Here is a 25,487-nt window from a genome sequence, read left to right as displayed (position 1 = left end):
CCATTCTCCGCCTCGGGGTGGCCGGCGGATCAGGGCCGGGCCCGGTCCGGGTGTTTCCCCAGGTCCGGGCCATTGTCGGTGCCCGGGTGCAGGATGGGGGCATGGCCGGCTCTGCGCTCGACTCGTTCTCCCCCGCGACCCGCTCCTGGTTCACGGGGGCCTTCCTCCAGCCCACCTCCGCGCAAGAGGGAGCCTGGCGGGCCATCCGGGAGGGCTCCGACGTGCTCGTCGTCGCGCCGACCGGCTCCGGGAAGACCCTGGCCGCCTTCCTCGCCGCCCTCGACCAGCTCGCGTCCACCCCGCCGCCGGCCGAGCCGAAGAAGCGCTGCCGGGTGCTGTACGTGTCCCCGCTGAAGGCCCTCGCGGTCGACGTGGAGCGGAACCTGCGCAGCCCCCTGACCGGGATCCGCCAGGAGTCGGTCCGCCTGGGCCTGCCCGAGCCGGAGATCCGGGTGGGGATCCGCTCGGGGGACACCCCGCCGGCCGAGCGGCGGTCGCTGGCCACCCGGCCGCCGGACATCCTGATCACCACGCCCGAGTCGCTGTTCCTGATGCTGACTTCGGCGGCGCGGGACGCACTGGCCGGGATCGAGACGGTGATCCTGGACGAGGTGCACGCGGTCGCGGGGACCAAGCGCGGCGCGCACCTGGCCCTGTCCCTGGAGCGGCTGGACGAGCTGCTGCCGCGCCCGGCGCGCCGGATCGGGCTGTCGGCGACGGTCCGGCCGGTGGACGAGGTGGCCCGGTACCTCGCGCCGCGCGGCAAGGTCGAGATCGTCCAGCCGCCCTCGGCGAAGGAGTTCGACCTGTCCGTGGTCGTCCCGGTGCAGGACATGGGCGAGCTTGTGGGGGTCCCCCCGGCGAAGCCAGGGGGAGGATCACCGGCCTCCGAGGGGAAGGACGGCGGGGACAGGCCCTCGATCTGGCCGCATGTGGAGGAGCGGATCGCGGACCTGGTCCAGGCGCACCGCTCCACGATCGTGTTCGCCAACTCCCGCCGCCTCGCCGAGCGGCTGTGCAACCGGCTGAACGAGATCGCGTACGAGCGCGCCATGGGCGAGAAGCTGCCCGAGGGCGCGCCGCCGGCCGAGATCATGGCGCAGTCGGGGGCCGCCCACGGCGCCCCGGCGCTGCTGGCGCGGGCGCACCACGGCTCGGTCTCCAAGGAGCAGCGGGCGCTGGTGGAGGAGGATCTGAAGGCGGGCCGGCTGCCCGCCGTGGTCGCCACCTCCAGTCTGGAACTGGGCATCGACATGGGCGCCGTGGACCTGGTGGTGCAGGTGGAGTCCCCGCCCTCGGTGGCCTCCGGGCTCCAGCGCGTGGGCCGGGCCGGGCACCAGGTGGGCGCGGTCTCCACGGGGGTCGTGTTCCCCAAGTACCGCGGGGACCTGGTCCAGGCGGCGGTGGTCACCGAGCGGATGCGCACCGGGTCCATCGAGTCGCTCCGCATCCCGTCGAACCCGCTGGACGTCCTCGCGCAGCAGCTGGTCGCGATGACCGCGATGGACACGTGGCAGCTGGACGAGCTGCTGGCGCTGGTGCGGCGGGCGGCGCCGTTCGCGGCGCTGCCGGAGTCGGCGTTCACCGCGGTCCTGGACATGCTGGCGGGCCGGTATCCGTCCGATGCGTTCGCGGAGCTCAGACCGCGGGTCGTCTGGGACCGGGTGGCGGGGACGATCACCGGCCGCCCCGGCGCGCAGCGGCTGGCGGTCACCTCCGGCGGCACGATCCCCGACCGCGGGCTGTTCGGCGTGTTCCTCGCGGGCGCGGACCCGAAGAAGGGCGGCGGCCGGGTCGGCGAGCTCGACGAGGAGATGGTCTACGAGTCCCGCGTGGGCGATGTGTTCACCCTGGGCACCACCTCCTGGCGGATCGAGGACATCACCCGCGACCGGGTCCTGGTCTCCCCCGCCCCCGGGGTCCCCGGCCGGCTGCCGTTCTGGAAGGGCGACCAGCTGGGCCGGCCGCTGGAACTGGGCCGCGCGGTGGGCGCGTTCCTGCGCGAGCTCGGCGGGCTGCCCGAGGAGGACGCCCGGCTGCGGCTGTTGGCGGCCGGCCTCGACGCGTGGGCCGCGGAGAACGTCCTCGCGTACCTCGCGGAGCAGCGCGAGGCCTGCGGCCACGTCCCGGACGACCGGACGATCGTGGTCGAGCGGTTCCGCGACGAGCTCGGCGACTGGCGGGTCGTGGTCCACTCCCCGTTCGGCGCCCAGGTGCACGCCCCCTGGGCGCTGGCCCTCGGCGCCCGCCTCGCCGAGAAGTACGGCATGGATGCGCAGGTCATGCATGCCGACGACGGGATCGTGCTCCGGCTGCCCGATGCGGACCTGCTCTCCATGGACCTGCTCGACCACGACCCTGCTGCCTCCCACTCATTCGAGTTCGACGACGAACAGGCCCCGCTGGGCGCCGCGGACGTCGCCTTCGACCACGGCGAGATCAACCAGATCGTCACCGACCAGGTGGGCGGCTCCGCCCTGTTCGCCTCCCGGTTCCGCGAGTGTGCGGCGCGCGCCCTGCTGCTGCCCCGCCGCAGTCCCGGCAAGCGCACCCCGCTGTGGCAGCAGCGCCAGCGCGCCTCCCAACTGCTCCAGGTGGCTTCGGAGTTCGGATCGTTCCCGATCGTGCTGGAAGCCGTACGGGAATGCCTCCAGGACGTCTTCGACGTACCGGGCCTGACGGAGCTGATGGGGGACATCGAGGCGCGCCGGGTCCGCCTGGTCGAGGTCACCACCCCCGAACCGTCCCCCTTCGCACGCTCGTTGCTCTTCGGGTACGTCGCCCAGTTCCTGTACGAGGGGGACTCGCCGCTCGCCGAGCGCAGGGCGGCCGCGCTCTCGCTGGACTCCCGCCTGCTGGCGGAGCTGCTCGGCCAGGCCGAGCTGCGCGAACTGCTCGATGCGGAGGTACTGGAGGAGCTGGAGCGGGAGCTCCAGTGGCTGACCGAGGACCGGCGGGCCAAGGACGCCGAGTCCGTGGCCGACCTGCTGCGCCTGCTCGGCCCGCTGACCACGGCCGAACTGGCCGAGCGCGGCGCCGACCCGGCCTGGCCGAAGGCGCTGGCCCAGGCCCGCCGGGCCATCGCGGTCCGGATCGGCGGCGCGGACCACTGGGCGGCGATCGAGGACGCGGGCCGGCTGCGCGACGCGCTCGGCACGGCGCTCCCGGTCGGGGTCCCGGAGGCGTTCACCGAGCCGGTCAAGGACCCGCTCGGCGACCTCCTGGCCCGGTACGCCCGCACCCACGGGCCGTTCACCACGACCGCCGTGGCTGCCCGGTTCGGCCTGGGCGCGGCGGTGACCGAGGGCGCCCTGCACCGGCTCGCGGCGGCGGGCCGGGTCGTGCAGGGCGAGTTCCACCCGGCCGGCATCGGCCAGGAGTGGTGCGACGCGACCGTGCTGCGCAGGCTGCGCCGCCGCTCCCTGGCGGCGCTGCGCCAGGAGCTGGAGCCGGTGCCGCCGGCCTCCCTGGCCACGTTCCTGCCGCAGTGGCAGCACCTGGGCGGTGCCCTGCGCGGCATCGACGGCCTGGCCCGGGCCGTGGAACAGCTCCAGGGCGCCCCGGTCCCCGCCTCGGCGCTGGAGCGGCTGATTCTGCCCTCGCGGGTCTCGGGGTACTCCCCGACCCTGCTGGACGAGCTCACCACCACCGGCGAGGTGGTCTGGGCGGGCGCCGGGGCCCTCCCGGGCAAGGACGGCTGGGTCTCGCTCTACCTGGCGGACGCGGCCCCGTTGCTGCTGCCGCCGCCGCACCCGCTGGAGCTGACGCCTCTTCACCAGTCGATCCTCGACACTCTGTCCGGCGGGTACGGGCTGTTCTTCCGCCAGCTCGCGGAATCGGTGCGCGCCAAGTGGTCCGAGGCCACCGACCTCGAACTGTCCGAGGCCGTCTGGGACCTGGCCTGGTCGGGCCGGCTGACGAACGACACCCTGTCCCCGCTGCGCTCCCTGCTCGGCTCGGGCCGTACGGCGGGCGCCACCGCCCACCGGGCCCGGCGCACGATCCCCCGCGGCCGGTACGGGACGCTCGGCGCGCAGGTGTCCCGCACGGGCCCGCCCACGGTGTCCGGCCGCTGGTCGCTGCTGCCCGCCCGGGCCCCCGACCCCACCCACCGGGCGCACGCGCTGGCCCGGACCCTGCTGGACCGGCACGGGGTGGTCACGCGGGGCGCGGTGGCCGCCGAAGGCGTCGAGGGAGGCTTCAGCGCGGTGTACCGCGTCCTGTCGGCCTTCGAGGACAGCGGCCAGGCCCGCCGGGGCTATGTGGTGGAAGGCCTGGGCGCGGCCCAGTTCGCGATGGACGGGGCGGTGGACCGGTTGCGGTCGGCCGAGCGGAACCCGCCCCCGCTGGCGGCGGTGGTCCTGGCGGCCGCCGATCCGGCGAACGCGTACGGGGCGGCCCTGCCCTGGCCGGAGCCCCCGGCCGGGGCCACCCACAAGCCGGGCCGCAAGGCGGGCTCGCTGGTGGTCCTGGTCGACGGCGAGCTCACCCTGTACCTCGAGCGGGGCGGCAAGACGCTGCTGGCCTGGCCCCCGGCGGACGACCCCCGCCTGGCGGCGGCCACCGCGGCCCTGGCGGCCGGGTCCCGGATCGGCACCCTCCCGGCGCTCACGGTGGAACGCATCAACGCCACCCCGGCGTTGACCTCTCCCCTGGGCCAGGTCCTCGAGACCGCCGGATTCCACGCCACCCCGCGGGGCCTGCGCCTGCGCTCGTGAATCCGGCAGCCGAATCCGACATTCCGGTCTCGACCATCGCGCTTACGTTCCACTTATGTCTTGAGCACGTCACGAAGCCCCTCTCGACTGGCAACCCCGCCCTTTTCTGGACTATCAAGATCACCGCAGGCATCAAGCATGACGATGCCACGTCAAAAGATCACACTCATGGGGGAGCAGAAAAGTGAGCACCAACACCATGCGGCGAGCGACAACGGGCGTCATCGGTCTGGCGGTTGCCGGAACCCTGACCCTCACCGGCTGCAAGAACGGCAACGAAGAGGTCGCACCCGCGCAGTCGAGCGCGCCGGCCGCCCAGCCGAGCTCGGGCGGATACGACTCCGCGCAGCCCAGCACCCCGGCCAGCCCCTCCACCGGCGGCGGCCAGGCCCCTGCCGGCGCGGCGGGCCAAGCGAAGCCCGGCCAGACCTTCAAGATCGGCGAGACGGCGCAGGTGCCGTTCAGCTACGGCAGCACCAAGGGCGGCACCATCGCCCTCACCGTCACCGCCGTCGAGCAGGGCCAGCCGGCCGACCTGGACGCGCTCAAGCTGGGCGACAAGGTCAAGGGGATGATCCCCTACTACGTCCGCTACTCGGTCAAGAACATCGGCACCGTGGACCTCTCGTACGCCTCCGTGGGCCACATGAAGGGCCTGCTCCCGGACGGCACGGAAGCCCAGGGCGTCTCCGTCATCGGCAAGTTCGAGAAGTGCAAGGACGAGACGCTGCCGAAGGGCTTCACCAACGGCCAGACGCAGACCAGCTGCGCGATCGCCCTGGCGCCCTCGGCCCAGACGAAGGTGGTCGGCGCCGAGTACTGGGGCGACCCGTACAACAACCTGAACGACGGCAAGGGCCTCTTCTGGAAGTAGCAGCCCAGCGGAAGCGGTGGCGGTCACCTCCGCACCTTCCCTGCCGGCCGGAGCCCCCGCCGCGCCACAGCGCGGCGGGGGCTCCGGCCGTCCCGGCCCACCGCGCACCGCGCATCCCCCGGCCCCCGCGGGGCGACAATGGCGCCATGCCCGAAGGAGACAGCGTCTGGCGTGTGGCGGCCCGGTTGCACACGGCCCTGGCCGGCCACGAGCTGGCCCGCTGCGACCTGCGCGTCCCCCGCTTCGCCACCGCCGACCTCACCGGCCGCACCACCCTGGACGTCACCCCGCGCGGCAAACACCTCCTCGCCCGCTTCGAAGGCGGCCTCACCCTCCACACCCACCTGGGCATGGACGGCGCCTGGCGCGTCTTCGCCGCGCAAGAGAGGTGGCACGGCGGCCCCGCCCACGAGATCCGCGCCGTCCTCGGCACCGCCGGGCACACGGCCGTCGGCTACCGGCTCCCCGTCGTCGAACTGCTCCGCACCGCCGAAGAGGACCGCGCCGTCGGCCACCTCGGCCCCGATCTCCTCGGCCCGGACTGGGACGCCGACCAAGCCGCCGCGCACCTCCTCGCCACCCCCGGGCGCCCCCTCGGCGAGGCCCTGCTCGATCAGCGCAACCTGGCCGGCATCGGCAATATCTACAAGAGCGAGCTCTGCTTCCTGGCCCAGGTCACCCCCTGGACCCCGGTCGGCGACCTCCCCGACCCCGCGACCACCGCCGTCCGCCTCGCCGGCGCCGCCCACCGCCTGCTGCGCGCCAACATCGGCGACCACCGGATCCGCAACACCACCGGCAGCCGCCGCCCCGGCCAGGAGCTCTTCGTCTACGGCCGCACGCACCGCCCCTGCCTGCGCTGCGGCACCCCCATCCGCGAGGCCCCGCAGAACGACCGCCCGACCTACTGGTGCCCCCACTGCCAACCCGGCCCGACAGCCTAGTTGACGCTCCGTCAGATCCGGTCGTACGGTCCCGGCATGCCCACACCCAGAGCCCCGTACGACCTCTCCGGCCGGACCGCCCTGATCACCGGCGCCGCGAGCGGCATAGGCCGCGCCACCGCCGTCCTCCTCGCCGGGGCGGGCGCCGCCGTACACTGCGCGGACCGCGACGGGCCCGGCCTCGCCGAGACGGCGGACCTCGTCGCCAAGGCCGGCGGATCCGCCACCGTCCACCCCCTCGACGTCACCGACCGCGCAGCCCTGCGCGCCGCCGTCGCAGCCGCCGGACCGCTCGACATCACCGCCGCCATCGCCGGGATCATGCACACCAGCAGCGTTCTGGAGACGGCCGACGAAGACCTCGACCGGGTCCTGGACATCAACTTCAAGGGCATTCTGCGCACCTGCCAGGAGGCCGCCCGCGCCATGATCGCGGCCGGCCGCCCCGGCTCGATCGTCACCATGGCCTCCGGCGCCGTGGACGCCGCCCAGCCCGGCCTGCTCTGCTACAGCGCCGCCAAGGCCGCCGTCGTCCAGCTCACCAAGACCCTCGCCACCGAGGCCGGCCCCCACGGCATCCGCGTCAACGCCGTCGCCCCCGGCTGGATCCGCACCCCGATGACCGGCCGGCACAGCCCCGAGGTCCAGGAGCAGACCGAGGCCGCGATGGTCCGGATGTCCCCCCTGCGCCGCGTCGGCGAGCCCGAGGACATCGCCCAGGCCGTGCTCTACCTCGCCTCGGACGCCTCGTCCTTCATGACGGGCCAGATCCTCCGCCCGAACGGGGGAGTGTCGATGCCCTGGTAGCCGCCCGGTCGGCCGCCGCCCCATCGGGCTCCGCGCCGTCGGGCTCCGCGCCGCCGCCCGCCGCCCGCCGGGCCCTGCGTACGGGCCTCGGCGTGCAGTGCACCGGCAGCAGGCCCAGCCCCCAGCCGCCCACCGCCACGGCGCCCTCCACCGGCCCCGACTCGCCCGGGGCCAGCGCCAGCCGCAGCACCGCCCACCACCACAACACGCCCATCGCCAGCGCGAGGGGTATGAGTAACCGCCGCACGGCTACCTCCCAGCGGCCGGGGACCCGGACGGGACCATCGTCCCGCAACCCCTCCGCCCCCGCACCCAGAACAGCACGGCACGCAGCGGGCCGGCGGGCGGCCCCGGGCCGCGCCACAGGCCCCTGCAAGCGCAGCGAACGGCACGGAGCCCCGGCCGGTGCATCACACACCGACCGGGGCTCCGGCCACGCTCATTTCTTCACAGCTCGCGCATCGAGCTCAAGCGGCTACGACATTCACCGCTTCCGCAGGCGCCTTGATGGTCACCCGCTCCGGGCCACCCGCAACCGAAGTCACGGAGACCGAATTGAGCATCGGGCGGACCGGCACCGTCACCGGTTCGCTTGCCGCGGCCGACTGCGCCAGCTCAGCCAGCGACAGCTCGTCACTGACCTCGCGCATCAGCTCGGACATCCGTACGTCCAACGCGTCGCAGATCGCGGAGAGCAGCTCGGAGGATGCCTCCTTCTGCCCCCGCTCCACCTCGGAAAGATAGCCGAGAGAAACTCGGGCGGACGAGGAGACTTCGCGCAGAGTACGGCCCTGGCGCTGGCGCTGCCGACGCAGCACGTCACCCAGCAGGCGACGGAGCAGAATCATCGGTGGCTCCCTCCTCTGACCGTGTAGCCGCATCCTTCACGCCCCACCGTACCGCCTCGCGCCGCGGCCGTGCGGGGAGCTATGTCGTGTTCACTCAGGGCTGCAAACATCAAATCCCCCCGTTCTGTTCCGTATCCTGCCCCCGCACATTCTCGCGGAGTTCGCTCGAGAGCAGTTCGAGCACTGTCCGTGCACTCTCCCTACGGATTTCCGTGCGGGAGCCGTTCAACCTCAGCGGGACGGTTTTCCTGCCCACCGGACCCGCCACTGCGATGAAAACGGTGCCCACCGGCTGCCCGTCCTGCGGGTCCGGACCGGCCACCCCGGTGGTCGCGATCCCCCACGAAGCCCCCAGCACGCGCCGCACCCCGGCCGCCATCTCGGTCGCTACCTGCGCGTTCACCGCGCCTTCGGCGGCCAGCAGCTCGGCGTCCACCCCCAGGAGCCGGTGCTTCAGCTCCGTCGCGTACGCCGTGACCGAACCGCGGAAGGACCGGGAGGCCCCGGCGACGGCCGTGAGTTCCGCGGCGACCATCCCGCCCGTCAGCGACTCGGCGACGGCGAGGGTCTGGTCACTCTCCGCAAGGAGGCGCAGCACCTCCGCAGCGATCGCGGCGGTGTCCCCGGTCCCGGCCGCCGCCCCCGCGACATCCGGAGCCGCCCCACCGGCCACCGGAGATTCCCCCACCGGTTGTGTCACCTTGCGGCCTGCTCCGCAGCCAGACCCTTGCGCCGCAGCACCACGGCCTGGCGGATGTAATCCAAACCGGTGACCAAGGTCAGCACGACAGCGACCGCCATCACCCAGAAGCGCATGGTCGCCAGCGCCCCGGTCAGTGCGAGCACGTACATACCCACCGCCGTTCCCTGGGCCAGGGTCTTGAGCTTGCCGCCCCGGCTGGCGGGAATCACTCCGTACCTGATGACCCAGAAACGCATGAGCGTGATCCCGAGTTCCCGCCCGAGGATCAGCCCGGTCACCCACCAGGGCAGGTCACCCAGCCAGGAGAGACAGATCAAAGCCGACCCCATGATCGCCTTGTCGGCGATGGGGTCGGCGATCTTCCCGAAGTCCGTGACCAGGTTGTACGTACGGGCAAGGTGCCCGTCGAAGATGTCCGTGATCATGGCGACGGCGAACGCGGCCCAGGCCCACGCGCGCCACACCGGGTCGTACCCGCCGTCGGCGAGGAGGAGCAACACGAATCCCGGCACCAGGACGAGCCGGATCATCGTCAGGATGTTGGCGATGTTCCACAGGCTGGCCTGATCGACCGCCGCAGCCCCCAGCTTCGCGCCGGGCGCGGGCCGGCGGCCGGTCCCGCCCGCCGCAGATGCCGGGACTCCGGTCATCCGGCCGCCTCCTCGAGGTGCAGGGGTTCGGCCACCAGGTCCACGCCCAGTGTGCCGACCACCTTGGCCGTCACGATACGGCCGGGCACCAGGCCCGTGCTGTCCGTGAAGACGACCTGGCCGTCGGTCTCGGGCGCCTGGTGCGCGGCGCGCCCGTAGGCGCCGTCACCCTCGTCGTCGACCGCCTCGACGGACTCGACGAGTACCTCCAGGGTCTCTCCGATCCGCTCCTCCGCGCGCTGCGAGGTGAGCTCCTCGGCGAGCCGCTGCATGTGGGCGAGCCGCTCGGCGATCGTGTCCTCGTCCAGCTTGCCGTCGTACGTGACGGCCTCGGTGCCGTCCTCGTCGGAGTAGCCGAAGACGCCGATCGCGTCGAGCCGCGCGTGGGTGAGGAACCGCTCCAGCTCGGCGAAGTCCGACTCCCTCTCGCCGGGGAAGCCGACGATGAAGTTGGACCGGACGCCGGCCTGCGGGGCCTTGCTGCGGATGGTGTCCAGCAGCTCCAGGAACCGGTCGGTGTCACCGAAGCGGCGCATGGCGCGCAGCACGTCGGGGGCCGAGTGCTGGAAGGACAGGTCGAAGTACGGCACGACCTTGGGGGTCGAGGTCAGCACGTCGATCAGGCCGGGACGCATCTCGGCGGGCTGGAGGTAGCTGACGCGGACGCGCTCGATGCCGTCCACCTCGGCCAGCTCGGGCAGCAGGGTCTCCAGCAGGCGGATGTCGCCGAGGTCCTTGCCGTACGAGGTGTTGTTCTCGGAGACCAGCATGATCTCCTTGACGCCCTGCTCGGCGAGCCAGCGCGTCTCGCCCAGCACGTCGCTGGGGCGGCGGGAGATGAAGGAGCCGCGGAAGGACGGGATGGCGCAGAAGGAGCAGCGGCGGTCGCATCCGGAGGCGAGCTTGACCGACGCGACCGGGCTCTTGTCCAGGCGGCGGCGCAGCGGCGCGCGCGGCCCGGAGGCGGGGGCGACCCCGTCCGGCAGGTCGGCGGGGGCTTCGGCGACCTCCGCCGACGAAGTCGGCTCACCGGGCACAGCCTGCGCGTGGCCGGGCAGCGCCACCTTGGTGTCCTGGCGGGCCGCAGGGCTGATCGGGAGCAGCTTGCGCCGGTCACGCGGGGTGTGGGAGGCGTGGATGCCGCCGTTGAGGATGGTCTGCAGGCGGTCGGAGATGTCGGCGTAGTCGTCGAAGCCGAGCACGCCGTCGGCCTCGGGGAGCGCCTCGGCGAGCTCCTTGCCGTAGCGCTCGGCCATGCAGCCGACGGCGACGACGGCCTGGGTCTTGCCGTGATCCTTGAGATCGTTGGCTTCCAGCAGGGCGTCTACGGAGTCCTTTTTGGCGGCTTCGACGAAGCCGCAGGTGTTGACGACGGCTACGTCCGCATCGGCGGCGTCCTCGACGAGCTCCCAGCCATCCGCCGCCAAGCGGCCTGCGAGCTCCTCCGAGTCCACCTCGTTACGGGCGCAGCCAAGAGTGACAAGGGCGACGGTGCGGCGTTCGGGCATGGGCTCAAGACTACTTTGTCCAAACGCCGACCCCCGCCCCAAGTCCCGGTAAACCAAGATCCCCGGAGTGCGGCGCAGCACTCCGGGGACCCGGAATCACGGATTCAGCGCCATATCAGCCCGCCTGTGCGGCTCCCTGGCGGGGGTCGTCCTTGGTGTATGTGAGGCGTTCCACCTGACCCGGCCGGAATTCGTCCTTGATCTCCTTGCCGTTCACGAAGAGCTTCACGACCCCGGCGTCGCCGAGGACGAGGTCGATGGATTCCTTGTCCGTAAAGGTCTTGGACTCGCCCGGGGCCAGCGTCCCGTCGAACAACAGGCGGCCGCTGTGGTCCTTCGCGGAGATCCAGCTCTCGCCCTCGTTGGCCGTCAGGACGACCGTGACGAGGTCCTTGGGCGCGGCGGCGATGGCACTGTCCGAGGGCTCCGGCTGGGGCGTCTTCGGGGCCTGCGGGGGCTGGGCGGCCGGCTTGCCGGCCGACTGCTTGGGTGCGGCCTGCGGAGAGGCGGAACCTTCCGCCACCGGCCGCTTGTCCTTCGCGTCGCCGCCGCCGAAGGCGGTGAAGCCCACGAAGCCGATCACGGCGACGATGGCGGCGACCATGGCCGCGGTCCAGTTGGGCCGCTGCCGCTCGGGACGGATCCGCTCGGCGTCGAACATCGGCGCGGCGGGCGTGGGTGCCGGCCGGCCACCGTGGGCGGCGTCGTACGCCTCGACCAGGGGTTCCGGATCGAGGTGGACGGCGCGGGCGAGCGTACGGATGTGACCGCGGGCGTAGACGTCGCCGCCGCACCGCGTGAAATCGTCAGCTTCGATCGCGTGCACGATCGGGATGCGCACGCGGGTGGTGGAACTGACCTCGTCGACAGTGAGCCCGGCAGTGATCCGGGCCTTCTTCAGGGCCGTCCCGATGGACGGTCCTTCGACTGTGGGTTCGATGATGCGGTCCTCGGACCGGTCGTCGGTCGAAGGCCGCTCATCTTCGGGGGAGTTGGAGTTGCCGATGGACACGAGGGCGCCTTTCGAGCGTGTAGCCACCTGCTGGATGTCCAGTCTAGGGGGGTGACGAAAGGGTGGAGCAACCGGAGGGTGGACTTCCTACGCCATCCGAATGGCAATCCGAACAGAGCAGGAAGTCCGGGTGCTGCGGCGGACCGGCACCGGGCGCGGTACCGCCACCTCCCTCAACTTGACGCGGACCCAAGGGAAACGGTTGCCCGCCCAAGAATTACGGTTGGGTCTCTCCCCGGATGACCGCGAGGACCCCGTCCAGCTCGTCCGCCTTCACCAGCACGTCGCGCGCCTTCGACCCCTCGCTCGGGCCGACGATCCCCCGCGACTCCATCAGGTCCATGAGCCGGCCGGCCTTCGCGAAGCCCACCCGGAGCTTGCGCTGGAGCATCGAGGTCGACCCGAACTGGGTGGAGACCACCAGCTCGGCCGCCTGGCACAGCAGGTCCAGGTCGTCGCCGATCTCCTCGTCGATCTCCCTCTTCTGCTTCTGCCCGACGGTGACGTCGTCCCGGAAGACGGGCGCCATCTGGCCCTTGCAGTGCTGCACGATCCCGGCGATCTCGTCCTCGGTGACGAAGGCGCCCTGGAGGCGGACCGGCTTGTTCGCGCCCATCGGCAGGAACAGCCCGTCGCCCTTGCCGATGAGCTTCTCGGCGCCCGGCTGGTCGAGGATGACCCGGCTGTCGGCGAGCGAGGAGGTGGCGAACGCGAGCCGCGAAGGCACGTTCGCCTTGATCAGGCCGGTGACCACGTCCACCGAGGGCCGCTGGGTGGCGAGCACCAGGTGGATGCCGGCCGCGCGGGCAAGCTGGGTGATACGGACGATCGAGTCCTCGACGTCGCGAGGGGCGACCATCATCAGGTCGGCGAGCTCGTCGACGATCACGAGCAGGTACGGGTACGGGCTGAGCTCCCGCTCGCTGCCCGGCGGCAGCTTGATCTTGCCGTCCCGGATGGCCCGGTTGAAGTCGTCGATGTGGCGGTAGCCGAAGGCGGCCAGGTCGTCGTAGCGCAGGTCCATCTCGCGCACGACCCACTGGAGCGCCTCGGCGGCCCGCTTGGGGTTGGTGATGATCGGCGTGATCAGGTGCGGGATGCCCTCGTACGCCGTCAGCTCCACGCGCTTGGGGTCCACGAGCACCATCCGGACGTCGTCCGGGGTGGCCCGCACCATCACCGAGGTGATCAGGCAGTTGATGCAGGAGGACTTTCCGGAGCCGGTGGCGCCGGCGACGAGCACGTGCGGCATCTTCGCGAGGTTCGCCATGACGTAGCCGCCCTCGACGTCCTTGCCGAGCGCCACCAGCATCGGGTGGTCGTCCTCGGCCGCGTCCGCCAGGCGGAGCACGTCCCCCAGGTTGACCATCTCGCGGTCGGTGTTCGGGATCTCGATGCCGACCGCCGACTTGCCGGGGATCGGGCTGATGATCCGGACGTCCGGCGAGGCCACGGCGTACGCGATGTTCTTGGTCAGGGCGGTGATGCGCTCGACCTTGACCGCCGCGCCCAGGGTGACCTCGTATCGGGTGACCGTCGGCCCCCGGGTGAAGCCGGTGACGTCCGCGTCGACCTTGAACTCGGTGAACACGTTGCGCAGCGAGGCGACCACGGCGTCGTTGGCGGCGCTGCGGGTCTTGCCGGGCCCGCCCTTCTCCAGCAGGTCGAGCGAGGGCAGCGCGTACGTGATGTCCCCCCGCAGCTGGAGCTGCTCGGCGCGGGGCGGCAGCGGCTGGGGCGGCGGAGGGGCTTTGGTGAGGTCCGGCACGGCCAAGGTCCCGGAAGCCGCGGCGGTGGTGTCGTGCGGCGGCCCGGCCGGCTCCGGGGCGGCGGCCTTGGGCCGCTCCTCACGGGCGGCCGGCACCGGAGCGGTGACCTCCGCGCCCGCGCGGTCGGCGGCGATGCCGTGCGTCAGGTCGGCCACCAGCGGGGAGGGCGGCATCCCGCCGTAGACCACGCCGTCCAGCGCGGCGGCGGCCGCCGCGGCCACGTCGACGGCGTCCATCTCCCGCTCCCGGGCGGGCCGGACCGGGGTCCGCCGCGGGCGCCGCCGCCGGGCGAGCGCCTGCTCCTCGGCGGTGTCGGCGGAATCGACAGGGTCGACGAGGCCGGCATGATCACCGGAATCGGCGGCGCCGGAGCGGGCCCGCCACTGCTCGGGGTCGTGCCGGCCGGCGGCGCCGTCCTCCCCGAAGCCCTCGTCGTACTCGTTCGGGGCGATGATCCCGAGCCGGATGCCGAGCCGCCGCAGCCGCTGCGGGATCGCGTTCACCGGGGTCGCCGTGACCACGAGCAGCCCGAAGATCGTGAGCAGCACCAGCATCGGCACGGCCAGCGGCGCGCCCATGGTGAAGATCAGCGGCTTCGAGGCGCCCCAGCCGATCAGCCCGCCCGCGTTCTGCATGGCGGTGGTGCCCTCGTCCCGGCCCGGCGCCCCGCAGGCGATGTGCACGAGGCCGAGCACCCCGATGACGAGCGCGGAGAGGCCGACGCCGATCCGGCCGTTGGCGTCGGGCTGTTCGGGATGGCGGATGAAACGTACCGCCATGACGCCGAGCAGGATCGGCACGAGCAGATCCAGTCGCCCGAAGAGACCTGTGATCAGCATGGTGACCAGGTCCCCGACGGGACCGCTCAGGTTCGACCAGGTACCGGCGGCGACGATCAGCGCGAGGGCGAGCAGCAGCAGCGCGACGCCGTCCTTGCGGTGGGCGGGGTCGAGGTTCTTGGCCCCCTGGCCGATCCCGCGGAACACCGCGCCGACCGCGTGCGCACAGCCCAGCCACAGGGCGCGCACCAGCCGCACCACGCCCCCGGTCGGGGACGGCGCGGGCTTGGGCGCCACCTTCTTGACGGGGGCGCGCCGGGCCGCCGCGGCTTTCTTCGCGGCAGGCTTGCGGGCGGGGGCCGCCTTCTTCGCCGGCGCCGTCGTCCGGCCGGTGCGGCCCTTCGCGGTGCCCGCAGTGCTCTGGGAACCCTTGCCGGACGTACGTGAGGCCATGGGGCCGAGGTTACCGGTGCGCGCGCCGGTGGACACGCGTGCCCACCCCTTCACCCGTTCGTGTCGCGTGCCGTGTCGGTGCTTTGACGGACCGCCAGACCTGGCACCCGCCCGAACGGCCCGGCTGTCAGCCCCTCGACACGCTCAGCTCTGCGCAGGCAGCACCGGCGCTCCCCCGCCGGTCCCGGGCTCGAGCGCATCGAGCGCCCGCCGCAGACCGGTGAGCTTGCGCTCCAGGTGGGCCGCGGTCGCTACGACCGCCGCATCGGCCGATTCCTCGCCGAGCTGCTTGGTCAGCGCCTCGGCCTGCTCCTCGACCGCCGCGAGCCGCGCGGAGAGCTCGGCCAGCAGGCCGGCCGTCTCCTTGCTGTCGCCGCCCGAGCCGCCGCCCTCCAGCTGGAGCCGCAGCAGCGCCGCCTGCTCCCGGAGCTGGCAGTTCTTGGTGTACAGCTCCACGAACACCGAGACCTTGGCCCGCAGCACCCACGGGTCGAAGGGCTTGGAGATGTAGTCCACCGCGCCGGCGGCGTAGCCGCGGAACGTGTGGTGCGGACCGTGGTTGATCGCGGTGAGGAAGATGATCGGGATGTCCCGGGTCCGTTCACGCCGCTTGATGTGCGCGGCCGTCTCGAATCCGTCCATCCCGGGCATCTGCACATCCAGCAGGATGACCGCGAAATCGTCCGTCAGCAGCGCCTTGAGCGCTTCCTCCCCCGACGACGCCCGGACCAGTGTCTGATCGAGCGCGGAGAGGATGGCCTCCAGCGCCAGCAGATTCTCCGGCCGGTCATCGACCAGGAGGATCTTGGCCTTCTGCACCATGCCCTGTCCTCCTCGCCCCGGCATGGGGCCTCCCCGGCTCCTGGCACCGGCCTGTACGCCGGGCCCCGCCCCAGAAGAGGACGGCATCCTTACGCCGTCCGTCCTTGTGCCGGTCATCGTAGCCCCAGTCCCGAGATCGCCACACCCTGTCACCAAGATGTCACTGTGCACGAAGCAGAAACGGTGTGGGAGAGCAGAAGGTTCCCCGTCTCCCGCCCTTCCACACCGTTTTCGCCACAGTCAGTCAGCAATTGGTATCAGAGCGCTCTGCAGTCGATCACTTGCCGCGCATCCATTGCTCCATCACCGACAGCAGATAGTCCGGGTCGACCGGCTTGGTGACATAGTCGGAAGCACCGGAATCGATCGCCTTCTCCCGGTCCCCCTTCATCGCCTTCGCCGTCAGCGCGATGATCGGCAGCCCGGCGAACTGCGGCATCCGCCGGATCGCCGAGGTCGTCGCGTACCCGTCCATCTCGGGCATCATGATGTCCATCAGCACGACGGTCACATCGTCGTGCTGCTCCAGGACTTCGATGCCCTCCCGGCCGTTCTCCGCGTACAGCACCGCCAGCCCGTGCTGCTCCAGCACACTAGTGAGCGCGAAGACGTTCCGGACGTCGTCGTCCACGATGAGCACCTTCTCACCGCGGAAGTCATACGTCCGGGGCACCACCGGAAGCTCCTCTTCCGGATTGGCCCAACCGTCCACGGGTCCCTGCGCGTTCGGCTGCCCCGGCACCGCCGTACGCGGCTCCAGGTCGCTCAGCGCCTTGCGCCGCCGCCGGAACAGCGCAGCGCCGCCCTGTCCCTGACCGGCCGTCTCGGCGGCCGGCACCCCGGGCCGTACGTGCTGCGGCTGCACCTGCGCTGCGGTGACGGGCGCCGCCGGGGCCGCCGGCAGCGCGGGCCGCGGCCCGTCGACCTGCCTGCGGTACACCTCGCCGCGCCCGCCGCCGGGCGTGGGCGGCGCGTACCCCTGCGGCGGCAGCTCACTCGGGTGCAGCGGCAGGTACAGCGTGAACGTGGACCCGCGGCCGGGCTCGCTGGCCGCGTGGATCTCCCCGCCCAGCAGCCGGGCGATCTCCCGGCTGATCGACAGCCCCAGGCCCGTACCGCCGTACTTCCTGCTGGTGGTTCCGTCGGCCTGCTTGAACGCCTCGAAGATGACCAGCATCTTGCTCGCCGCGATCCCGATCCCGGTGTCCGTCACCGAGAAGGCGATCAGGTCCCCGTCCGCCTCCCGCAGCGAACCGGCCTCCAGCAACTGCTCCCGGATCGCCGTCGGCACGTCCGACCCGGCAGGCCGGATCACCAGCTCCACCGCCCCGGTGTCGGTGAACTTCACCGCGTTCGACAGCAGGTTGCGCAACACCTGGAGGAGGCGCTGCTCGTCCGTGTGCAGGGTCGCGGGCAGCTCCGGGGAGACCCGTACCGAGAAGTCCAGGCCCTTCTCCGCGGTCAGCGGCCGGAAGGTGGCCTCCACGTAGTCCACGAGCTGGACCAGCGCGATCCGGGTCGGCGAGACGTCCATCTTCCCCGCCTCGACCTTCGACAGGTCGAGGATGTCGTTGATCAGCTGCAACAGGTCGGAGCCCGCACCGTGGATGGTCTCCGCGAACTCCACCTGCTTCGGCGACAGGTTCTCGTCCGCGTTGTCGGCGAGCAGCTTGGCCAGGATCAGCAGCGAGTTGAGCGGCGTACGCAGCTCGTGCGACATGTTCGCCAGGAACTCGGACTTGTAGCGCATCGAGACCGCGAGCTGCTCCGCACGCTCCTCGAGGACCTGCCGGGCCTCCTCGATCTCGGTGTTCTTCACCTCGATGTCCCGGTTCTGCTGGGCCAGCAGCTCGGCCTTCTCCTCCAGTTCGGCGTTGGCCGCCTGAAGCGCCTTCTGCCGGTTCTCCAGCTCGTCGGAACGCTCGCGCAGCTGCTCGGTCATCTCCTGCGACTGCTTGAGCAGCATCTCCGTCTTGGAGTTGACGCTGATCGTGTTGACGCTCGTACCGATCATCTCGGCGATCTGGCTCAGGAAGTCCTTCTGGATCTGCGTGAACGGCTGGAAGGACGCCAGCTCGATGACGCCGAGCACCTTCCCCTCGAACAGCACCGGCAGCACGATCACGTGCGCCGGCGGCGCCTCCCCGAGCCCCGAGGAGATCTTCAGGTAGCCGGGCGGGGTGTTCTCGACGAGGATCGTCCGCTTCTCCTCGGCGACGGTCCCGATCAGCCCCTCCCCCGGCCGGAAGGAGGTGGGCATCTGACCGCCCGCGTACGCGTAACTCCCGCGCATCCGCAGCTCGTACGCACCGTCGGGACCGCCCTCGGTCCCGATCTCGGTGGTGCCGCCCGACGGAAGCGCCAGGAAGAACGCCCCGTGCTGCGCCGAGACCACCGGGGTCAGCTCGCTCATGATCAGCGAAGCCACGTCGTCCAGCTCGCGGCGGCCCTGCATCAGGGCCGAGATCCGGGCGAGGTTGCCCTTCAGCCAGTCCTGCTCCTTGTTGGCCAAGGTGGTGTCGCGCAGGTTCGCGATCATCGTGTTGATGTTGTCCTGGAGGACCTGGATCTCGCCCGCCGCGTCCACGTCGATCTTCAGGTTGAGGTCACCGCGGGTCACCGCGGTGGCCACGGCCGCGATCGCGCGCACCTGCCGGGTCAGGTTCCCGGCCATCTCGTTCACGGACTCCGTGAGGTCGCGCCAGGTGCCGTCCACGTCGCGGACCCGCGCCTGACCGCCCAGGATCCCCTCGGTGCCCACCTCGCGGGCCACCCGCGTCACCTGGTCGGCGAACGAGGACAGCTGGTCGACCATCGTGTTGATCGTGGTCTTGAGCTCCAGGATCTCGCCGCGCGCATCGATGTCGATCTTCTTGGTCATGTCGCCCTTGGCGATGGCGGTCGTGACCATGGCGATCTGCCGCACCTGGCCGGTGAGGTTCGAGGCCATGAAGTTCACCGAATCGGTGAGGTCCTTCCACGTCCCGGAGACCCCCGGCACGTGCGCCTGACCGCCGAGCCGGCCCTCCGTACCCACCTCGCGGGCGACTCGCGTCACCTCGTCGGCGAACGAGGACAGGGTCTTCACCATCGTGTTGACCGTGTCCGCGAGCTGCGCGACCTCGCCGCGCGCCTCGACCGTGACCTTCTTCGTCAGATCACCGTTGGCGACCGCCGCCGAGACCTGCGAGATGTTGCGCACCTGCGAGGTCAGGTTGTTGGCCATCAGGTTGACGTTGTCGGTCAGGTCCTTCCAGATGCCCGTCACCCCGCGCACCCGGGCCTGGCCGCCGAGGATTCCCTCGGAACCCACCTCGCGGGCCACCCGCGTCACCTGCTCCGCGAACGAGGACAGCTGGTCCACCATCGTGTTGACGGTCGTGACCAGCTCGAGGATCTCGCCCTTGGCGTCCACGGTGATCTTCTTGGAGAGATCACCCATGGCGACCGCCGTCGTCACCTCGGCGATGTTGCGCACCTGAGAGGTCAGGTTGTTCGCCATGAAGTTGACGGACTGCGTGAGGTCCTTCCAGGTGCCTGAGACCCCCTTCACCTCCGCCTGGCCGCCCAGGATGCCCTCCGTACCCACCTCGCGGGCCACCCGGGTCACCTGCTCCGCGAAGTTCGAGAGCTGGTCCACCATCGTGTTGAGGGTGTTCTTCAGCTCCAGGATCTCGCCGCGCGCATCCACGTCGATCTTCTGCGACAGGTCACCACGGGCCACCGCCGTCGCGACCTGCGCGATGTTGCGCACCTGCGAGGTCAGGTTCCCGGCCATGCCGTTCACCGAGTCGGTCAGGTCGCGCCAGACACCGGCCACGCCCGGCACCTGCGCCTGACCGCCGAGGCGGCCCTCCGTACCCACGTCCCGGGCCACCCGGGTCACCTGCTCGGCGAAGGCGGAGAGCTGGTCGACCATCGTGTTGATGGTGTTCTTCAGCTCCAGGATCTCGCCGCGCGCATCCACGTCGATCTTCTGCGACAGGTCACCGCGGGCCACCGCCGTCGTCACCTGCGCGATCTGGCGCACCTGGGAGGTCAGGTTGCCGGCCATGAAGTTGACGGAGTCGGTGAGCTCCTTCCACGTCCCGGACACCCCCTCCACCCGGGCCTGACCGCCCAGGCGGCCCTCCGTACCCACGTCCCGCGCCATCCTCGTGACCTGGTCGGCGAAGCTCGACAGCTGGTCCACCATCGTGTTCACGGTGTTCTTCAGCTGGAGCATCTCGCCCGAGACGTCCACGGTGACCTTCTGCGACAGGTCGCCGTTGGCCACCGCCGTCGTCACCTGCGCGATGTTGCGCACCTGGCCGGTGAGGTTGCGGAAGGCGGTGTTCACCGAATCGGTGAGGTCCTTCCACGTACCCGCCGCACCCGGCACCTGCGCCTGACCGCCGAGCTCACCCTCGACGCCGACCTCACGGGCCACTCGCGTCACTTCCGCACCGAAGGACTGGAGCTGGTCCACCATCGTGTTGACGGTGTTCTTCAGCTCCAGCATCTCGCCGGCCACGTTGACCGTGACCTTCTGCGACAGATCGCCGTTGGCCACGGCGGTCGTCACCTGCGCGATGTCCCGTACCTGCGTGGTGAGGTTGCGGAAGACCGTGTTCACCGAATCGGTGAGGTCCTTCCACGTACCCGCCGCACCCGGCACCTGGGCCTGGCCACCGAGCAGGCCCTTCGCTCCGACCTCGCTGGCCACCCGCGTGACCTCGTCCGCGAAGGTCCGCAGCGTCTCCGTCATCTGATTGATCGTTTCGGCCAGCTGCGCCACCTCGCCGCGCGCGCTGACCCGTACCTTCTGCGACAGATCACCATTGGCGACAGCCGTCGTGACCTGCGCGATCCCGCGCACCTGAGCCGTCAGGTTGCCCGCCATCGTGTTGACGGAGTCGGTCAGGTCCTTCCACACACCCGCGACCCCGGGCACCTTCGCCTGGCCGCCGAGCTCACCCTCCGTACCCACCTCACGGGCGACCCGCGTCACCTCGGAGGAGAACGACGACAGCTGGTCCACCATCGTGTTCACGGTGTTCTTCAGCTGGAGCATCTCGCCGGCCACGTGCACCGTGACCTTGCGCGACAGATCGCCCTTCGCGACCGCCGTCGTGACGAGAGCGATATCACGCACCTGAGCGGTGAGCCGGTACGCCATCGTGTTGACGGAGTCGGTCAGATCCTTCCAAGAACCCGACATTCCCCGCACTTGGGCCTGACCGCCGAGCTTGCCCTCGGTACCCACCTCCAGCGCCACGCGCGTCACCTCGTCGGTGAACGCGGACAGCTGGTCGACCAGGTTGTTGACCGTACGCCCGACCTTCAGGAACTCACCGCGCAGCGGATGCCCGGCCCCGTCCGCGGTCTGCGTCCGCAGCTCCATCCGCTGGTCCAGATCACCCTCGGCGACCGCCGACAGCACCCGGCCCACCTCGGACACCGGCCGGGCCAGATCGTCCACCAACTGGTTGGAGGCATCGATCGCGGCCGCCCAGGAACCCTCGCAGGCACCTGTTTCCAGCCGTTCGCTCAGCTTCCCCTCGCGGCCCACCATCCGCCGCACCCGGGAGAGCTCTCCCGTCAGATGGAGATTGCGGTCGGCGACCTCGTTGTAGACGGCGGCGATCTCCGCCATCACGCCCTCGCCGGACACCGTCAGCCGCTTGCGGAAATTCCCGTCCCGCATCGACACCAGGGCCGTGAGCAGCCGGTTCAGGGCGGCGGTATCGACTTCCGTCGTGCCGTTCCGGCGGGACCTCCCGCCTTTCGGGCGCGTTCCCGTACGTCGCACCGCTGCGCCAGACTCCACCGTGTCCCTCCCGAAAGGGTCGACCGCTGTTCCACCGACACCCGGCGAGTCGCACGCCCGGCTATCCGATCCTGCCCAGTGTTTCACCCTGGCCGAACCTGGCCATAACACTTCGGCACCATCGCACACCGGCCGCACCCTGTGGGTGGAATCCCTGACGACGGCACCAAGCCGACCGTGAAGGTAAGTAACCTGGCATCCGATGTCCAACCGCGGCGAAGGAGATTCGTGATCACGGCTCGGGCGGCTGCCAGCTTCGACCCCCTCGGGCGCTCGGTCGCCGCGGCCCGAGCGTTCGTCCGCGACACCCTCCAGGGCTGGGGCTTCGCGGACATCGTCGACGACGCCGTGGTGCTCACCAGCGAGCTCGTCACCAACGCCGTGGTCCACGCCGGCACCAAGGCCGAGGTCCTGTGCCTGCGCTCCGGGGACGGGGTACGGGTCGAGATCGCCGACCGGTATCCCGAACGCGAGCTCCCGCTCCGGCACCCCGACGAGCGCCCGTACGCCGACCCCGACCGCGAGAACGGCCGCGGGCTGATGCTCTGCGCCGCCCTCGCCACCCGCTGGGGCGTCGAGTACACCGCCACCCACAAGCACGTGTGGTTCCGGCTCGACCTGCCAGACCGGCCGGTCGGTACCCGCTCCGCCGGGCCCGTCGTCCCGGACCGGCTCCTCCCGCTCGCCGACAGCCGGGTCCGCGTCGCCGTCCTCCAGATCGACGCCTCCGACTCCATCTCCGCCTGGAACGAGGACGCCGAGCACGTCTTCGGCTACTCCGCCGAGAAGGTCGTCGGCCGCCCCCTCGCCGAGCTCGCCGCCTGGCCCCAGACCCCCGGCACCGGCACCGGCATCGCCGAGGCCCTGCGCCTGTCCCGCTGGGAGGGCAGCTACGGCATCCGCGGCGCCGACGGCCGCGTGATCCCCGTGTACGCCTCCCACCTGCGCGTCCGCGATGCCCACGGAGAGCCCTCCATCGTCTGCCTGCTGGTCCACGACGACGAGCGGGCCCTGCTCCAGACCCCCGTACGGGTGGCACCCGCCGACGGCCTCCAGCTCACCGAGCCCCGCCCCGCGGACCCCTTCGAGGTCTTCATCGGCTCCCCCGCCCCCGACGACCTCGACGGACTCCTCCAGCGCACCGTCGAACGCGCCCGTGACATGCTCGACGCCGACTCCGCCTTCCTGCTGCTGGCCACCGACGACGAGACGGAGCTCGAGGTCCGCGCCACGACCGGGCTCCCCTCCACCCGCCAGCGCTTCGCCCGCGTCCCCGTCGAGGCCGGCACGAACCGGTACGGCTCCGCCCGCATGCCCGCCGTCCACGACGACCTCGCCGCCGTCCCCGGAGCCGTCCCGCTCCTGGAGGCCACCGGCATGCGCTCGGTGATCACCGTCCCGCTCAAGGTCGAGGGCCGGCTCACCGGTTCGCTCGGCGTCGCCACCGAGAACCCCGGCCGCTACTCGAACGCCGACGCCCTGCGCCTCCAGTTCGCCGCCGACCGCATCGCCCTGGCCGTCGAATCCGCCCGTCTCGGCGAGCTGGAACGCCTGCGCCGCGGCTCCCTGTCTTTCCTCGTCGAGGCCTCCGACCTGCTCGCCGGCACCCTCGACCGGGACCAGACCCTGGCCCTCATGGCCCAGATGACGGTCCCGACCCTGGCGACCTGGTGCGCCGTCTACACCATCGCCGACCAGTCTTCCGATCCGTACCTCTCGTACGTCCTGCACGAGGACGAGGAGCGCATCGACGGCCTCAAGGCCCTGCTCTCCCGTGTCAGCCCGCCCGAACCGGTCCGCGAGGCCGGCGCCCGCCCCTGGCCCGCGACGACCTCGGCGGTCGGCGGGGAGACCGTCGTCCTCCCCCTCCTGGCCCGCAACCGCGTGATCGGCATGCTCACCCTCGGCAAGCCGTCCGAGGAGCACTTCCGCCAGGAGATCCTCGAACTTGCCGAGGACCTCTCACGCCGCGCCGCCCTCGCCCTCGACAACGCCCGCCTCTACTCCGAGCGCACCGCCATCAGCCGCTCCCTGCAACGCAGCCTGCTCCCGCCCGGCTCCCCCGCCATCCCGGGGATGGAGGTCGAGGTCATCTACCGCGCGGCCGGCGAGGGCAACGAGGTGGGCGGCGACTTCTACGACGTCTTCCCGATCCGCGACGGAGCGTACGGCTTCGCCATCGGCGACGTCTGCGGTACGGGCCCCGAGGCGGCCGCCGTCACCGGCCTCGCCCGGCACGCCCTGCGCCTCCTGGCCCGCGAGGGCCTCGGAGGCCCGGCGGTGCTGGAACGGCTCAACGCGGCCATCCTCGACGAGGGCGCCCGCAGCCGCTTCCTCACCCTCCTGTACGGCGAGCTCCACCCGCAGCCGGACGGCGGCGCCCTGATGAAGGTCGTCTGCGCCGGCCACCCGCTGCCGCTCCGGCTGCGCCCGGACGGCCGGGTCACCCCGGCCGCGGACCCGCAGCCCCTGCTCGGCGTGATCGACGACCTCGACCTCTACGAGCAGACCCTCACCCTGGACCCGGGCGATGTCCTCCTCTGCGTCACGGACGGCGTGACGGAGCGCCGCGAGGGCACCCGCATGCTGGGCGACGACGGCCTCACCGAGGTCCTCACGACGTGCACGGGCCTCACCGCCGGCGCCGTCGCCGCCCGCGTCCTGCGCGCGGTGGAACGCTTCGCGGCCGAACCCGCCTCGGACGACATGGCGATCCTGGCCTTCCGCGTCCCCCACCAGCGCGAGGGCGACTAAGTCGCGACTAGTCGGGCTTCATGTGACGGGTGGCGGAGCGCAGTGCGAAGGCCATCACCACTTCGAACACGCCCAGCAGGACGAGCCAGAGTCCCAGCAGCCGTGTCAGCGCGACCGCGGAATCCACCGGGAAGCAGAGCACGACGATTCCGGCGACGGTGCCGAGAACGCCCAGGCCGAAGAGCAGGCCCCGGTGCAGGATCTCACGGTCCGCGATCGCGGTGTAGGCCGTGAGTACTCCGCTCAGCAGCCAGAACACCCCGAGGATCAGGGACAGCGCGCCGATCGTCTGCATCGGATGCCGCAGCACCAGGACGCCCGCCAGGAACGCCAGCATGGAGACCAGGACGCCCGCCAGTCTGCCGCCGCCGTCGCTGCTGCGCGAGAAGGCGCTGACGAAACGGAAGACACCCGCCACAAGGAGCTGCAGACCGATGATGACGGCCAGGATGTGCAGCGTCTCGTCGGGCCAGACGAGTACCAGGATGCCGGGAATCAGGGTCGCGAGGGCGAAGCCGAGTGCCCAATGCCAGGTGCTTCCGACCTGCTTGAGGACGTCTTCGGGGTCGCTCTGCGGGTGCTGCGGTGCCGCGTCGAAGGGTACGGTCATCACGCCTCCCAGGCCTGCCGGGCGCCCCTCAGGGCACCGCGAAGCCGCCGGTCATGCCTTGTCCACCCTTGCCGCCCATTTTAGAGAGTTGTGGTGCAGCCCGCCCGTCCAGCGGACGGGCCAACTCCCGGAAACGCAAAAAGGCCCCCGCCATGAGGCGGGGGCCTTTTCTTTGGAGCCCTTTAACGGAATCGAACCGTTGACCTTCTCCTTACCATGGAGACGCTCTACCGACTGAGCTAAAAGGGCGGGTTGTTCGGCGGCGTCCTACTCTCCCACAGGGTCCCCCCTGCAGTACCATCGGCGCTGAAAGGCTTAGCTTCCGGGTTCGGAATGTAACCGGGCGTTTCCCTAACGCTATGACCACCGAAACACTATGAAATTTGAACGCTGGTGTTGACACAGCTGTTCGTTATTTCAGAACTAA

15 protein-coding genes, 1 tRNA gene and 1 rRNA gene are annotated in these 25,487 nt (G+C 71.3%); 5 read left to right on the top strand and 12 right to left on the bottom strand.

Annotation, left to right across the window (positions count from 1 at the left end; genetic code table 11):
• Nucleotides 1-101 precede the first annotated feature (101 nt).
• The 4 genes from AB0M76_RS19075 to AB0M76_RS19060 all read left to right on the top strand — a co-directional run bounded on the left by AB0M76_RS19075 (nt 102) and on the right by AB0M76_RS19060 (nt 7,343).
• A complete protein-coding gene (locus tag AB0M76_RS19075) occupies nt 102-4,718 on the top strand; it encodes an ATP-dependent helicase (RefSeq protein ID WP_365953947.1) in 4,617 nt (1,538 codons plus the stop codon).
• Between the two features lie 184 nt (nt 4,719-4,902).
• A complete protein-coding gene (locus tag AB0M76_RS19070) occupies nt 4,903-5,592 on the top strand; it encodes a hypothetical protein (protein ID WP_365953946.1) in 690 nt (229 codons plus the stop codon).
• Between the two features lie 146 nt (nt 5,593-5,738).
• Nucleotides 5,739-6,536, top strand: coding sequence for a DNA-formamidopyrimidine glycosylase family protein (locus tag AB0M76_RS19065; RefSeq protein WP_365953945.1), 798 nt, complete (start codon nt 5,739-5,741; stop codon nt 6,534-6,536).
• 36 nt (nt 6,537-6,572) lie between these two features.
• Nucleotides 6,573-7,343, top strand: a complete 771-nt coding sequence (locus AB0M76_RS19060) for an SDR family NAD(P)-dependent oxidoreductase (protein WP_365953944.1) — start codon at nt 6,573-6,575, stop codon at nt 7,341-7,343.
• Here AB0M76_RS19060 and AB0M76_RS19055 read toward each other — a convergent pair.
• The 9 genes from AB0M76_RS19055 to AB0M76_RS19015 form a co-directional block, all read right to left on the bottom strand.
• Entirely contained in the window at nt 7,291-7,557 is a 267-nt protein-coding gene (locus tag AB0M76_RS19055; protein ID WP_365954145.1) for a hypothetical protein, read from the bottom strand. The genes AB0M76_RS19060 and AB0M76_RS19055 overlap by 53 nt on opposite strands.
• 253 nt (nt 7,558-7,810) lie before the next feature.
• Entirely contained in the window at nt 7,811-8,191 is a 381-nt protein-coding gene (locus tag AB0M76_RS19050; protein ID WP_030301503.1) for a helix-turn-helix transcriptional regulator, read from the bottom strand.
• Nucleotides 8,192-8,300: 109 nt separating this feature from the next.
• Entirely contained in the window at nt 8,301-8,801 is a 501-nt protein-coding gene (locus AB0M76_RS19045; protein WP_266672642.1) for a CinA family protein, read from the bottom strand.
• Nucleotides 8,802-8,887: 86 nt separating this feature from the next.
• Complete coding sequence (gene pgsA, locus AB0M76_RS19040; RefSeq protein ID WP_266636184.1) at nt 8,888-9,544, bottom strand: CDP-diacylglycerol--glycerol-3-phosphate 3-phosphatidyltransferase; 657 nt, start codon at nt 9,542-9,544, stop codon at nt 8,888-8,890.
• Complete coding sequence (gene rimO, locus AB0M76_RS19035) at nt 9,541-11,052, bottom strand: 30S ribosomal protein S12 methylthiotransferase RimO (RefSeq protein ID WP_365953943.1); 1,512 nt, start codon at nt 11,050-11,052, stop codon at nt 9,541-9,543. Before rimO ends, pgsA begins: the two co-directional genes overlap by 4 nt.
• 115 nt (nt 11,053-11,167) lie before the next feature.
• Complete coding sequence (locus AB0M76_RS19030) at nt 11,168-12,064, bottom strand: RodZ domain-containing protein (protein ID WP_365953942.1); 897 nt, start codon at nt 12,062-12,064, stop codon at nt 11,168-11,170.
• A 217-nt stretch (nt 12,065-12,281) separates the two neighbouring features.
• Entirely contained in the window at nt 12,282-15,065 is a 2,784-nt protein-coding gene (locus AB0M76_RS19025) for a DNA translocase FtsK (RefSeq protein ID WP_365953941.1), read from the bottom strand.
• 144 nt (nt 15,066-15,209) lie between these two features.
• Nucleotides 15,210-15,887, bottom strand: coding sequence for a response regulator (locus tag AB0M76_RS19020; protein WP_133896729.1), 678 nt, complete (start codon nt 15,885-15,887; stop codon nt 15,210-15,212).
• Nucleotides 15,888-16,164: 277 nt separating this feature from the next.
• Nucleotides 16,165-21,696 carry a HAMP domain-containing protein gene (locus AB0M76_RS19015; protein WP_365953940.1) on the bottom strand — a complete coding sequence of 1,844 codons (5,532 nt, stop codon included), beginning with the start codon at nt 21,694-21,696 and terminating at the stop codon, nt 16,165-16,167.
• A 228-nt stretch (nt 21,697-21,924) separates the two neighbouring features.
• On the opposite strand from AB0M76_RS19015, the gene AB0M76_RS19010 reads away from it, so the two are divergent.
• Complete coding sequence (locus AB0M76_RS19010) at nt 21,925-24,450, top strand: SpoIIE family protein phosphatase (protein WP_365953938.1); 2,526 nt, start codon at nt 21,925-21,927, stop codon at nt 24,448-24,450.
• A 7-nt stretch (nt 24,451-24,457) separates the two neighbouring features.
• On the opposite strand, the gene AB0M76_RS19005 is transcribed toward AB0M76_RS19010, so the two are convergent.
• The 3 genes from AB0M76_RS19005 to rrf all read right to left on the bottom strand — a co-directional run bounded on the left by AB0M76_RS19005 (nt 24,458) and on the right by rrf (nt 25,431).
• Nucleotides 24,458-25,060 carry a DUF308 domain-containing protein gene (locus tag AB0M76_RS19005; RefSeq protein WP_365953937.1) on the bottom strand — a complete coding sequence of 201 codons (603 nt, stop codon included), beginning with the start codon at nt 25,058-25,060 and terminating at the stop codon, nt 24,458-24,460.
• A 173-nt stretch (nt 25,061-25,233) separates the two neighbouring features.
• A tRNA-Thr gene (locus AB0M76_RS19000) sits at nt 25,234-25,309 on the bottom strand.
• A 5-nt stretch (nt 25,310-25,314) separates the two neighbouring features.
• A 5S ribosomal RNA gene (rrf, locus tag AB0M76_RS18995) occupies nt 25,315-25,431 on the bottom strand.
• Between the last annotated feature and the right edge of the window lie 56 nt (nt 25,432-25,487).

The organism is Streptomyces sp. NPDC051364, from assembly GCF_040682115.1.
In the GTDB taxonomy this organism is placed as follows: Bacteria; Actinomycetota; Actinomycetes; order Streptomycetales; family Streptomycetaceae; genus Streptomyces.
Note: the sequence above shows the minus strand (reverse complement) of the source record. Positions and strands in the feature narration are given on the sequence as shown.